The sequence below is a fragment of the Serratia sp. 14-2641 genome, assembly GCF_001692375.1.
GTDB lineage: Bacteria > Pseudomonadota > Gammaproteobacteria > Enterobacterales > Enterobacteriaceae > Chania > Chania fonticola_C.
The window spans coordinates 253,936-267,341 of sequence record NZ_LXKR01000077.1; the positions used below are offsets into that span (position 1 = coordinate 253,936).

The following is a 13,406-nucleotide window of genomic DNA, read 5'->3' on the forward strand; positions in this document are numbered from 1 at the left end:
CTGGTATGCCATGACGCCAACATCGGATGGTGCCCTCAATACTGTCGAAATTACCCGCGGTGATATTGAGAAAACGGTGCTGGCTACCGGGGTACTTAAACCGTTGCTGCAAGTCAGCGTCGGGGCGCAGGTCAACGGACAACTGCAAAAGCTGTATGTGAAACAGGGGGATCGCGTCACTCGCGGGCAACTGTTGGCAGAAATTGATCCCACGTTGCAGCAGAATGCGCTGCGGAAATCGGAGGCGGCATTACAAAGCGCTCAGGCGCAGAAACAGGTCACTCAGGCGATGCTCAAACAGTATCAGCAGGAACTGACCCGGCAGCGCAGAATGGATCGCGAAGGTTCCGGCATAAAAAGTGAGTTGCAGAAAGCCCAGGCCCAGCTCCAGACGCAGGTCGCCCAGCTAAAGGTGAATGATGCCCAAATCGTTCAGGCACAGATGGAGCTGGAAACGGCCCGCGCCAACCTGGGCTTTACCCGCATTGTCGCGCCGATAGATGGTGAAGTGTTGGGGATTGTCACCAAAGAAGGGCAAACCATTGTCTCTTCTCAAACCGTACCCACCATTTTGGTATTGGCGGATGTCGATACCATGTCAGTGCATACCCGCATTTCAGAAACGGACATCCTCAAGGTTCGCGTTGGGCAGCCACTGTGGTTTTACGTGGTTGCCGATCCGAAAAAGCGCTATGAGAGTGTGATGGGCTCGATCCAGGATGCGCCTGGGGAGGCCTTGCTGGACGACAACCTTGCGACTTCCTCCAGCCAACAAGCCTCTGCGGTGTATTACAACGGCGTGTTTGTGATCGCCAACGCCCAGCGTTTGCTACGAACCTCAATGACTGCCCAGGTGTTTATCATCACCGAACAGGCCAGGAATATCCTGCGTGTGCCGGTTGCCGCCTTTGGAGCACAGCGGGATGCGGACCACTATCAGGTGCAGGTGATGAATGGCAAGCAGCTTGAGCTACGTTGGGTCCGTATTGGGCTTAATGACCGGCAGTTTGCCGAAGTTAAAGAAGGGCTCAACGAGGGAGATCGCGTGGTGCTGAGCTCCTCGGTGCCGGGAAGCGATCATCATGGCTGAACATTGTGAGCCTTTAATCGCCCTGAGTGGCGTATCTCGCCATTTTGTGTCCGGATTGCAGACGGTGGCGGTGTTGAAATCTATCTCACTCACTATTCAGCGGGGAGAAATGGTGGCGATCATTGGCGCTTCCGGATCGGGGAAATCCACGCTGATGAATATTATTGGCTGCCTGGATAAGCCGACGCAGGGGGAGATGTCCATCAAGGGAATTTCCACCCCAGAGGCCAGTAGCGAACAGTTGGCTCAATTACGCAGCCAGTACATTGGGTTTATTTTCCAGCGCTATCATTTGATGCCGTACCTCAGCGCCGCTGAAAACGTCGCCATTCCGGCTCTGTATACGGCGATGCCGACGGCTGAGCGTCAGCAACGGGCCGAGTATTTACTGACCCGGCTTGGGTTGCAGCAGCGTATCCATTACAAACCAGCCCAGCTTTCCGGTGGGCAGCAACAGCGGGTCAGTATCGCCCGGGCACTGATGAACGGGGCGGAAATCATTCTGGCTGATGAACCGACGGGAGCGCTCGATCGTGCCAGTGGCCAGGAGCTAATGGGGATCCTGCACGCACTGCACCAGGCAGGACACACTTTGATTATCGTGACCCACGATCGTGATATCGCCAATCAGGCACAGCGCATCATTGAAATCAGCGACGGTGAGATTATTTCCGACCAGGCCAACTATGCCGTCGCGCCGTTGGAGACCCCGCCAGCGCTGCCAGTTGCTGTGGCTACTGGCCGTACAAGGTTTTGGCAAAGCGTGAAAGAGGCCGTCAAGATGGCCTGGCGTGCCTTGTTAGGGCACCGCGCCCGGGCCTTTTTGTCGATGCTGGGTATCATCATCGGTATCTCTTCGGTGGTGTCATCCATGGCGGTCGGGGAAGGGGCTAGGCAAAGTATTCTTAATGAAATCAGCCAGCTGGGCACCAGCACGCTGGAGATACGGCCGGGACTAGGCTGGGATAATCTCCGTCCCGATTTTGCGCGGGCGCTCACGGTGTCCGATGTCGAACTGCTGGCGGAGCAACCTTATGTCGATAGCGTATCGCCGGTGGTCAGCAATACGGTAAAAGCGGTACGTGGAGGCAAGCAGGCCATGGTGTCGATTTCCGGCATCAGCAACGCGTATTTTCGCGTGCAGGGCCTGCATTTCCTCTCCGGCAACGGCTTTACCGGGCGTGATCTGGACGAGCGTGAACCGGTGGTGATCATCGATCCAGAACTGCGTACCACGCTGTTTGAGCCAGATGAGCTGCCCGAGGGGGAGATCATCCAGTTGGCGGGTACGCCTTACCGGGTGATCGGTATTGCCGAGCGTAAAGGTGGCAAGTTCAGCGGCATGATGCTTGGGGCGTGGATGCCTTACACCGCGTTGCTGGAACGAATGTCCGGCAATATGCCGATCGAATCGATAACCTTGCGGGTCAACGACGGTATTTCATTGCGTGATGTGCAAGGCCGTGTAGAAGCATTACTGGAGCAGGCGCATGGCCAGCGTGACTTTTTCACCCAGACCAATGACCAGATGACGCAGGCCATCCGTAAGGCGTCGGACTCCATGACGCTGCTAATCACCGCCATCGCCGGAATTTCCCTGCTGGTGGGGGGCGTTGGCGTGATGAATATCATGCTGGTATCCGTGACAGAACGAACCCATGAGATCGGCATCCGCCTGTCGGTTGGGGCGCGTCCTGCGGATATTATGCGCCAGTTCCTGATCGAAGCGATGGTGATCTGCTCGCTGGGTGGGCTGATTGGCATTATTGGTGCCGGGCTGGCCGGGGTGATTTTCTCCTGGGTAACGCAGGAGTTTTCCATGATCTTTACCTGGCCACCTATGGTGCTGGCTTGCGGGTTCTCGGCGCTGATCGGCCTGGGGTTTGGCTTTTTCCCTGCGCGTAATGCAGCGCGCCTTCACCCTACGGAGGCGCTGGCACGCGAATGATGATGGGTAAACTTTCCTGGACACTGTTATTCCCTTTATTGCTCACGGGATGTGGCTCATTAGTCAAAAGCGACTATCAGCAGCCCATGCTTTCTGTGCCCTCCGAATGGCGGCAGCAGGAGAGCGGGGCAGGTTATTTACAGCACGGCCAACGCTGGTGGGACAGCTTTGACGATCCGCAACTGTCGAGCCTGATTGGTCGGGTGCTGACCAGTAACAACGATCTGGCGATTGCCGGATTACAGCTACAGCAGGCGCGGCTAGCTGCGGGGTTAACGGATACCAACCTGACACCGGACGTGGCGGTTGGCGGCGGTGCAAGCAATGAAAAAAATCTGCGCAGCAATACCACCCCGACGGAGTCTTACCGCACCTCGCTGGATCTGAGCTATGAATTGGATTTGTGGGGCAAGCTGGCGCGGGCCAGAGAGCAGGCTCAGTGGCAGGTTGAGGCCTCGGAGCAGGATCGGCAAAACACCGCGTTGATATTGATCGGTGATACCGCGCGCTATTACTGGCAGATCGCCAGCCTCAATCAGCAGATCACGCAGCAGCAGACCGGGCTGGAAATCAGTAAGCAGACGCTCGATATGGTGCAGTCCCGCTTCGCAGCAGGCGCGGCTGGGCAACTTGATGTATTGCAGGCGCAGCAATCGGTGATTGAGCGTGAAAACCGGCTGCGTCTGTTGCAACAACAGCGCGAGGAGGCCCGCAACGCGTTGGCCATCCTGTTCAACCGCTCGCCCACCGATCGTCAGGTAGAGCGATCTTCTCTGGACACCCACCAGGATGTACCGATAGCCAAGATGCTGCCGGTTGAGGTTATCGCCCGCCGCCCGGATGTGAAAGCGGCGGAAAGCCAGCTGCGCGCGGCGTTGGCAGGTTCGGATGTGGCTCGCCTGAGTTTTTATCCGACGCTTTCGTTGAGTGCATCACTCGGGGCTGCCAGTAATGTTTTCCAGCAGTGGTTCAGCAACCCGGCCAGAACATTGGGCGCTAACGCTGCCTTACCGTTTGTGGAATGGAACACCGTACAACTCACTATCGAAAAGTCGGATCTGGATGTCAAGCAAGCGGCGATTGTGTTTCGTCGCACGGTCTACAGTGCCTTGTCCGATGTGGATAACGCCATGACGCAGCGGCTTGGCTATCAGCAGCAAAGGAAAAACCAGCAGCAGAATCTGCAGCTAGGCCAGCAGCGTTTAGCGCTGGCGACTAGCCAATACCAGGCGGGAGCCGTTTCTTTCCAGACTCTGCTGGATGCAGAAGATGCCCTGCTGACCATTGAAAATAATCTGGCGGATCTGCAGTACAGCTACCTCAATGCCACCATGAAACTCTGGCAGGCACTGGGCGGCGGTGTGGCAAAAGAAAATGACAGGGAAAGGGGGAAATCATGAATAAAGGTTTAATGCCGCGCCGAGTAGTGGTCACCGGTTACGGGGCGGTGACGCCGCTGGGAATGAATGCAGCGCAAAGCTGGGCGGCGATCATGGATTATCAGCTAGGTTACCGTTATTACGATAAATCCAGCGTGGGGATCCAGTCGCGTTTTCTGGGGTTGATCGACGAGGAGCCAAGCTTGAAAGGGGTTCCTGCGGCGATCCGTCGTCGCCTGCCGCGTTTTGCCCGGCTGGTGTTGGCCGCGGCCCGTGAGGCGATGGGCATGGCGTTTCAGGGCGACAGCCCGGCGGCCTATTACGATCTGCTGGAGTGCGGCACGATTATGGGCAGTGGCTGGGCAGGGCAGGATGAAACCCATATGAATTATGAAGGTTATCTGCGCACGGGGCTGGGGTCACCGTTTGGCTGTTTCCTGTCGATGCCGAATGCGGCTACGGCGGCGTGCAGCCTGTTCTGGGGCCTGCGCGGTTATCAAAACAGCCCGATTGCGGCCTGTGCGACCGGGACGATCGCCATCGGTGATGCTTTTGAGGTGATCCGCAGTGGTCGCGCCTCCATGATGCTTGCCGGGGCCGGGGAGTCGCTGCGTACCGATGCCGCAGTGTGGAACATCGATATCCTTCGAGCGTTGGCGAGCGAGCAGGAAGATATCCGCAAGGCCTGCTGCCCGTTCAGCCTGGATCGCAACGGCTTTGTGCTGTCAGAAGGGGCGGCCGTTTTGTGCCTGGAAGAACGGGAAGCCGCGCTGGCTCGCGGGGCAACTATCCTTGGCGAGATCAAAGGCTATGGTAATTATTCCGATGCCGTCGATTTTACTGCCCCGGCCGAAGACAAGCTTGCGCGGGTCAAGACTATCGCGCGAGCATTGGATCAGGCGGGATTGGCGGCGGCTGATATCGACTACATCAATGCGCATGGCACCTCGACGCCGCTCAACGATCTGAACGAAACACAGGCCATCAAACTGGCCTTCGGTGAAGCCGCTTTTAGCACACCGCTTTCCAGCACCAAATCCTATTCCGGGCATCTTATTGCGGCGGCGGGCAGTTTTGAATCCATTATTTGCCTGCAAGCCATGCAACATCAGATGATGCCCGCGACCTGCCACCTGAAGAATGCCGATCCACAATGCGATCTGGATTACATCGGTGAGGGGCATCGCTCTGCAGCGTTACAAAATACGCTGAATCTGAGCTTTGGTTTTGGCGGAGCCAATGCGGCTTTGGTGATCGGGCAGGCATGAGTATGGAGCTCACTTACACCGTGCAAGATGCCGAAGCCTGGGCAGCATTTTCTGGCGATTACAATCCGATCCATTTTGACCTGCAACAGGCGCGCAAGATCGGTGTGGCGCAACTGAGCGTGCATGGGATGCGTGCGATGCTGGATATGAAACGCCACCTGAGCACAGCCCTGTTGGCTACAGCGCCGGATCAGGATGGCTGTACCTTCCGCGCACGTTTGCGCCAGCCAGTGCTGTGCCAGACGTCATATCAGTTGCAAATTGCCAGCAAGGGAAGCTCGGTGACCGGTGCACTGCTGGACAGTACCACGCAAGAACGCTGTTTTAGCAGTACGTTGACTTCGTCCCCACTTTTGCCATCAAGTGCTGGCGTGAAGGAACACTCGCTGACGGCGGCTGAAGTGATGACACTGGCCCGCCGGTTTCCAGGAGAGGTCTCTGATATCACTCAGACTTGGGGATTCCTTGATGCGCTGTTATTTCAGCTGTTGGTGCAATCCCCGGCAACGCTGGCGACGCTGAGCGCAGCGTTTCCCGAATTGGCTGCCGAGACGCTGATCGACGTGTTCGCGCAGATCCCGGTGGTGCAGACACACCATGAAACCCACTTCAGTGCCCAACTTTTTACCCCCGATCCCCATTTTCACCTTGCAGAGCGGCTGTACTACCAGATTTCGCCAATGTTGATCATGGGGGATAAACACAGCGGCCTGGTATTACGGGTGGAGATCCAGGCTAACACGTTGTCGCAGCCGCTGATAACAACGGCAGTCACCTTGAAAACCTGGCCGTTGGTCAGTGAATAACATAAGGATATACCATGGAAAAGTACCAACAAATTTACCTCACCGTCAGCGAAATGATCTGTGACGCCAAAGATCTCGAGATGGACGACCTCTCGCCAGAGATGCCCTTGCATCAGTTAAAACTCGACAGCCTGGATTATGTCGAACTGATGGTTTTGGCCAAGCGTGAATTTGGCGCCACGTTGAGTGCCGAAATGTTTATCGATAAACCCAATATGACGCTGGGTGAACTGTGCCAATCTCTGGCCGAACAGCAAAAATAAGCCTATGACCAGACAATGGGTATTAGTGACCGGCGGTAGCCGGGGGATTGGCCGCGCGCTGGTGGAAGAGTTGGCCAAACGGTGGAACGTGGTGTTGACCTGTCGTAGCGATCAATCGCCCGCAGCCGAGGTGATTGAGGCCTGCGCCGGTTTGCCTGGCTGGGTGGAAAGCGTTGTTTGTGATGGCAGTGATGAGCAAGCCGTGAACCTCGCGGCACCAGAGTTGCTGGCCCGACTCGGTGCGCCTTTGGCGGTGATCCATAATGCGGGGATCGCCCAAGACAGTTTGCATATCCAACAAACGAGCGAGCGCTGGCGGCAGGTGATCGACACTAACCTCAATGCCGTATTCTACTGGAACCGCCACCTGCTGCCAGCCATGATGGCGCAGGGGGAAGGTGCCATCGTACTGATGTCTTCGGTAACGGGGATCAAGGGCAATGTGGGGCAAACGGCTTACGCTGCCAGCAAATCGGCGATGATAGGCCTGGCCAAGTCGCTGGCGTTGGAGGTGGCGCGTTTTAACATCCGGGTGAATTGCCTGCTGCCTGGGATCATTCACAGTGAAATGACAGACGCGATCCCTCCGGAGGCGCTGAAGGCGCTGCGCAAACAAATCCCGCTGAGGCGTTTGGGCAAGGCCAGCGAAGTCGCCAGGGCGGCGGTATTTCTGATCGGTGATGACAGCCGTTATATGACAGGACAGAGCCTGATCCTCGACGGAGGGTTAATTGCCTGACCCACTGGGGACGAACATGTTCGTCCCCTACAAATTTCTGCACCTAAACCCGAGCACACAGGTTGCGCTTACACCTAAAACCCATCCTGTAGTTAGCGGTGATCACGCTTGTTTTTTTCTAAGAAATAACTTGGTTGTCACTGCGTATCATTTTTCATCATCTCGACTTATATATTCGCGATGCGAATTAATATCATTTGTAGAGCGCTCTCATTTTTAGAGCAAATCGGCGTTTTTCGCTTGCTGAAACCTTTCAATCTACAGGGGATTAGCTTTTTTAAGCTTTTATTATCTGATTTTATTCGAAATTATTTATAAATAGTGACCTTGCTCATTATTGTAACGAATTATCATCAATGTGTGCACCTTGTCATACTTTGACAAATCTATCTCACTTTTCATTTGATAATTCGCGTCGCGAAAAATAGTCTAGCTACAGTATCAAGGCCGAGGTGAATTTTATCACCCGGCACAATTTTACCCGATTAGGGTTTTTTATTAGCGACCGTGCAGGGCAGTGGTGAACGCAGGCGGGCGCACTTTAAAGTCAAAGAGGAATTTTCTTATGGGTACGCACGGTGCTCAGCGTAAAACGCTGGCGCTCGCTGTCGCGGGTGCACTATTAGGAAGCGGATTCGTTATGGCCCCAGAAGCGCAAGCCGAAGGGTTTATCGACGATTCTACGCTGACCGGTGGGGTCTATTACTGGCAACGTCAACGCGATCGCAAAGACGTTGAAACCGGTGATTTTAAAACCAACCTCTCTCACTCTACCTGGAACGCCAACCTGGATTTCACCTCCGGCTATGCGGCGGACATGTTTGGTATCGATGTGGCGGCGTTCACCGCCATCGAGATGGCCGAATCCAGCGAGAGTGGCCACCCGAACGAAATCGCGTTCTCCAGCCGTAACCGTACCTATGACGAAGATTACTCCGGCGATAAAAGCGGTATCAGCCTGTATAAAGCGGCCGGTAAGTTCAAGTACGGCCCGGTCTGGGCGCGTGCCGGCTATATCCAGCCAAGCGGGCAAACGTTGCTGGCCCCGCACTGGAGCTTTATGCCGGGTACCTACCAGGGTGCTGAAGCCGGTGCCAACTTTGACTATGGCGATTCAGGTGCGCTGAGTTTCTCCTACATGTGGACCAACAAGTACAAAGCGCCTTGGCACATCGAGATGGACGACTTCCGTCAGAACGATCGCAAAACCGACGTTTCCTACCTGCACTCGCTGGGTGCCAAATACGATTTCAAAAACGATCTGGTGCTGGAAGCCGCGTTTGGCCAGGCGCAAGGCTACGTGAATCAGTATTTCACCAAGGCGTCTTACAAGTTTGATCTGGCCGGCAACCCAATGACCACCAGCTACCAGTTCTACGGCGCAGAAGACCGCATCGGTGATAATCGCGATCCGAACAGCATCTATGATGGCCTGGCGTGGTTGCAGGCGCTGACCTTCGGTTATACCACCGGTCAGTTCAACTGGCGTCTGGAAGGTACCATGGTCAAGGCGGAAGGTAACCAAGGCTTCTTCCTGCAGCGTATGACCCCAACCTACGCTTCCTCAAATGGCCGCCTCGATATCTGGTGGGATAACCGTTCCGACTTTAACGCCAACGGCGAAAAAGCCGTGTTCGGTGGCGTGATGTATGACCTGAGCAACTGGAACCTGCCAGGCATGGCCGTCGGTGCTTCCTACGTTTATGCCTGGGACGCCAAGCCAAGCACCAACCCGATTTACGATCAGAGCCAGCGCCTGAGAGAGAGCGCTTACAGCCTGGATGCGATGTACACCATGCAGGACGGGCGCGCCAAAGGCACTCTGTTCAAACTGCACTTCACGCAGTATGACAACCATTCCGATATTCCAAGCTGGGGTGGCGGTTACGGCAACATCTTCCAGGACGAGAAAGACGTCAAATTCATCGTTATCGCACCGTTCACCATCTTCTAATGCGCTCCCCGGTGGCCAGGCTGCCGGGGAAAGGTCACAGGACTTTAACCATGAAAAAACTGATGCTGATTATCGCTGCGGTTGCCGGGCTTAGCGCCTGTTCGCAATCGGCCGCGCCACCGGAAGATGTCAAGCTGCGCCAGGCCTACAGCGCCTGTATCAATACCGCGGAAGGTTCCCCAGAGAAGTTACAGGCCTGCCAGGCGGTGCTGAACGTGTTGAAGCAAGAGAAAAAGCACCAACAGTTTGCTGAGCAGGAAACCGTGCGAGTGCTGGATTATCAAAGCTGCATCCAGGCCGCCCATACCGGCAATGGCCAGGCGTATGACGCCAAATGCGGAAAGCTGTGGAAAGAAATTCGCGCAAACAACAACTGATTACGCAAGAGGTTGCAGATGAACAAGTTTAAGATGAGTGCTCTCGCCGCCCTGACGGCTACCGTTGGGCTATTGGGCAGCGTAGGTTCTGCCATGGCCAACCAGCAGGTGGTTGATCAACTCAGCCAGTTGCAGGTCAATTTGAAAATGTTGGACAACCGTGCTGCCGAGAACGGCGTGGACTGTGCCAAGTTAGGGGCCGACTGGGCGTCCTGCCACAAAGTGTTGATCACCTTGACCAACGGCAATCAGGAAATCAAAGATAAAGACTGGGCGATCTATTTCCACAGCCCGCGCCAGACGCTGAAGATTGATAACGACCAGTTCAAAATCACCCACATTACCGGCGATCTGTATAAGCTGGAACCGACAGACAAATTCACCAGCTTCCCGGCCAATCAGGCGGTGGAAATCCCGATTATCGCTGAATACTGGCAACTGTTCCGCACCGACTTCCTGCCGCGCTGGTATGCCACTTCCGGCGATGCTCAGCCGAAGATCCTGTCAAATACCGATACCGAAGATGTTCACCAGTTTGTTGCCCCGTTCACCGGTGACCAGTGGAAGCGTACCAAGGATGACAACAACATTCTGATGGTGCCGGAAAGCCGCTTCACCAAGAACCAGGATCTGAAAGTGTTGCCGATGGCATCGCTGCGTGGGCAAATCATCCCAACCCCGATGGAAGTTAAAGTCCATTCGAAGGATATTGACCTGAGCAAAGGCGTGGCGTTGGAACTGAGCGCCTTGACCAAACCAGCGGCAGATGCGGCAGCCGAGCGTTTTGCCCTGCTGGGCATTGAGAGCCAGGCGAGCGGTTATCCGATCAAGACGGATATTAAGCCAGCGGCATTCAAAGGCGATCAGGCCGTTCCAGGTGCCTACCAACTGAAGATCGGCGAGAAAGGTGCCGAGATCGTCGGTTTCGATCAGACTGGGGTGTTCTATGGTCTGCAATCCATCCTGTCGCTAATCCCTTCGGATGGCAGCAAGAAGATCGCGACGCTGGATGCCAAAGATGCACCGCGCTTCCAATACCGCGGCATCTTCCTGGACGTGGCGCGTAACTTCCACCAAAAAGACGCCGTATTGCGCCTGCTGGATCAGATGGCAGCCTACAAGCTGAACAAATTCCACTTCCACCTGACGGATGACGAAGGTTGGCGCATTGAGATCCCTGGCCTGCCAGAGTTGACTGAAGTGGGCGGCCAGCGTTGTCATGACCTGAGCGAGACCACCTGCCTGATGCCACAATATGGCTCTGGCCCGGCACCGCACGGTGGCTTCTTCTCCCGTCAGGACTATATCGACATCGTTAAATATGCTCAGGCACGCCAGATTGAAGTGATCCCTGAGATCGACATGCCGGCGCACGCCCGTGCGGCGATTACCTCCATGGAAGCTCGCTACAAGAAGCTGCTTGCCGAAGGGAAAGAGAAAGAGGCCAACGAGTTCCGCCTGGTGGATCCGACCGATACCTCCAATACCACCTCGGTGCAGTACTTCAACCGCCAGAGCTACCTGAACCCATGCCTGGATTCCTCCAAGAACTTCGTAGACAAAGTGATTGGTGAAGTGGCCCAGATGCACAAAGAGGCCGGTCAACCGCTAAAAACCTGGCACTTTGGTGGGGACGAAGCGAAGAATATCCGTCTGGGCGCTGGCTATACCGACGTGAAAAACCCGGAAGCGGGCAAGGGCATCCTCGATCTGAGCAAAGAAGACAAGCCGTGGGCCAAGTCGCAGGTTTGTCAGGCCATCATCAAAGACGGCAAAGTGGAAGATATGGAACACTTGCCAAGCTACTTTGGTCTGGAAGTCAGCCAGTTGGTGAAAGCGCACGGCATTGACAGAATGCAGGCGTGGCAGGACGGCCTGAAAGATGCCAAAGACTCGAAGGCCTTCGCGACCAAGCATGTGGCGGTGAACTTCTGGGATACCCTGTACTGGGGTGGTTTCGACTCGGCTAACGACTGGGCGAACAAGGGTTATGACGTGGTGATCTCTAACCCGGACTACGTCTACATGGACTTCCCGTATGAAGTCAGCCCGGACGAACACGGTTATTACTGGGGCACCCGTTTCAGCGACGAGCAGAAGATCTTCAGCTTTGCGCCTAACAACCTGCCGCAGAACGCCGAAACCTCGGTTGACCGTGACGGTAACCACTTCGCCGCCAAGAGCGACAAACCGTGGCCGGGCGCATATGGTCTTTCCGCCCAACTGTGGAGCGAAGTGGTGCGTACCGACCAGCAGATGGAATACATGATTTACCCACGTGCCGTGTCGCTTGCAGAACGTGCATGGCACCGTGCCAGCTGGGAGCAGGATTACAAAGCTGGCCGTGAGTATAAAGGTGGCGAAACCCATCAGGTCGATACCAAAACTCTGGATCAGGACTGGCTGCGCTTTGCCAACCTGATCGGGCAGCGTGAACTGGCCAAGATGGATAAAGCGGGCGTGAGCTATCGCCTGCCGGTCCCAGGTGCTCGTATCATCGGGGGCAAGTTGGAGGCGAATATTGCTCTGCCGGGTCTGGGAATTGAATATTCCACCGACGGCGGCAAACAGTGGCAGCGTTATGACGATAAAGCGCGCCCAGCGGTGGCGGGTGACGTGCAAATCCGTGCAATCAGCCCGGATGGCAAACGCTTCAGCCGTGCCGAGCCAGTGAAAGCGTAAGTGAGAACTCCGCCCACCTACGTGTCGGTAGAGGGGCGGAGATAGTGCAAGGTGAGAGCAAACTGCAATTGTGATAATTGAGTGGATATTTTTCCCCGGGCCTGTCCGGGGATTTTTTTGCCTGTCATCCGGGCATAAAAAAACCGCCATTTAGGCGGTTTTCACGTTCTGGCGGGCCAGAATCAGTTCTTGTTGTGCAGCGTTTCGTTCTCGCGGCAGTCACCGGTTTCACAGTGGCCGTACAGGTACAGGCTGTGGTTGGTGAGCTTGATACCGTGTTGCTTGGCGATATCGCGCTGACGCACTTCGATGGATTCGTCGCTGAACTCGATCACTTTGCCGCAGTCCAGGCAAATCAGGTGATCGTGATGGTGTTGCTGAGTCAGTTCGAAAACCGACTTGCCACCTTCAAAATTGTGGCGGGTCACAATACCTGCGTCGTCAAACTGGTTCAGCACGCGGTATACCGTGGCCAGGCCAATTTCTTCGCCCATATCTATCAGTTTTTTGTACAGATCTTCCGCACTGACGTGATGGCATGCCGGATCCTGTAATACTTCCAGGATTTTGAGTCGCGGAAGAGTGACTTTTAAGCCAGCCTTCTTCAATGCGGAGTTGTTATCAGTCATGCGGATTCAGTCCTGTTACTATGCTAATCAAGTTGAGGCGTTCTCGCCTATGGCATCGGTTGGCACAAAGCGTTAATTGCGTCTCATTATAGAACCGGTTGCCGCAAATAGAAACCGCCGGTTGTTAACAAACATATCTTTGCACGTTTACAGGGTAATCATGCAAAGCTTTGATGGATGGGATAAACCGATATCTCAGTCTACCGTGGCGAGGTAGGAAGTTACAAACTTGTAGCTTCTATTGCTCTAATCCGTGATGCCGATAACAGAA

Annotated in this window: 11 protein-coding genes; 10 read left to right on the forward strand and 1 reads right to left on the reverse strand. The window is 55.2% G+C overall.

The window, feature by feature from the left end:
* Positions 1-10: 10 nt before the first annotated feature.
* The 10 genes from A6U95_RS24750 to A6U95_RS24795 all read left to right on the forward strand — a co-directional run bounded on the left by A6U95_RS24750 (position 11) and on the right by A6U95_RS24795 (position 12,506).
* The gene (locus A6U95_RS24750) at positions 11-1,090 is read left to right on the forward strand and encodes an efflux RND transporter periplasmic adaptor subunit (RefSeq protein ID WP_226906676.1); all 1,080 of its coding nucleotides are present in this window, start codon (positions 11-13) and stop codon (positions 1,088-1,090) included.
* The gene (locus A6U95_RS24755) at positions 1,083-3,038 is read left to right on the forward strand and encodes an ABC transporter permease (RefSeq protein ID WP_065686419.1); all 1,956 of its coding nucleotides are present in this window, start codon (positions 1,083-1,085) and stop codon (positions 3,036-3,038) included. The genes A6U95_RS24750 and A6U95_RS24755 overlap by 8 nt, the downstream gene beginning before the upstream one ends.
* Complete coding sequence (locus tag A6U95_RS24760; RefSeq protein WP_083196458.1) at positions 3,035-4,438, forward strand: efflux transporter outer membrane subunit; 1,404 nt, start codon at positions 3,035-3,037, stop codon at positions 4,436-4,438. Before A6U95_RS24755 ends, A6U95_RS24760 begins: the two co-directional genes overlap by 4 nt.
* On the forward strand, positions 4,435-5,685 hold the full coding sequence (locus A6U95_RS24765) for a beta-ketoacyl-[acyl-carrier-protein] synthase family protein (protein ID WP_065686420.1): 1,251 nt from the start codon (positions 4,435-4,437) through the stop codon (positions 5,683-5,685). The genes A6U95_RS24760 and A6U95_RS24765 overlap by 4 nt, the downstream gene beginning before the upstream one ends.
* 2 nt (positions 5,686-5,687) lie before the next feature.
* Complete coding sequence (locus tag A6U95_RS24770; protein WP_065686421.1) at positions 5,688-6,491, forward strand: MaoC/PaaZ C-terminal domain-containing protein; 804 nt, start codon at positions 5,688-5,690, stop codon at positions 6,489-6,491.
* 14 nt (positions 6,492-6,505) lie between these two features.
* Entirely contained in the window at positions 6,506-6,754 is a 249-nt protein-coding gene (locus A6U95_RS24775; protein ID WP_065686422.1) for an acyl carrier protein, read from the forward strand.
* A gap of 4 nt (positions 6,755-6,758) precedes the next feature.
* Positions 6,759-7,493, forward strand: a complete 735-nt coding sequence (gene fabG, locus A6U95_RS24780) for a 3-oxoacyl-ACP reductase FabG (protein ID WP_065686423.1) — start codon at positions 6,759-6,761, stop codon at positions 7,491-7,493.
* 565 nt (positions 7,494-8,058) lie between these two features.
* Positions 8,059-9,447 carry an OprD family outer membrane porin gene (locus tag A6U95_RS24785; RefSeq protein WP_065686424.1) on the forward strand — a complete coding sequence of 463 codons (1,389 nt, stop codon included), beginning with the start codon at positions 8,059-8,061 and terminating at the stop codon, positions 9,445-9,447.
* 50 nt (positions 9,448-9,497) lie between these two features.
* Positions 9,498-9,824 (forward strand): ChiQ/YbfN family lipoprotein, encoded by a 327-nt coding sequence (gene chiQ / locus A6U95_RS24790; protein ID WP_065686425.1) that lies wholly within the window; start codon positions 9,498-9,500, stop codon positions 9,822-9,824.
* A gap of 18 nt (positions 9,825-9,842) precedes the next feature.
* Positions 9,843-12,506: a beta-N-acetylhexosaminidase gene (locus A6U95_RS24795; RefSeq protein ID WP_065686426.1), complete on the forward strand. Its 2,664-nt coding sequence runs from the start codon at positions 9,843-9,845 to the stop codon at positions 12,504-12,506.
* A gap of 182 nt (positions 12,507-12,688) precedes the next feature.
* Here the strand turns inward: A6U95_RS24795 and fur are convergent, their stop codons facing one another.
* Complete coding sequence (gene fur / locus A6U95_RS24800; RefSeq protein ID WP_021805300.1) at positions 12,689-13,135, reverse strand: ferric iron uptake transcriptional regulator; 447 nt, start codon at positions 13,133-13,135, stop codon at positions 12,689-12,691.
* Positions 13,136-13,406: the final 271 nt, after the last annotated feature.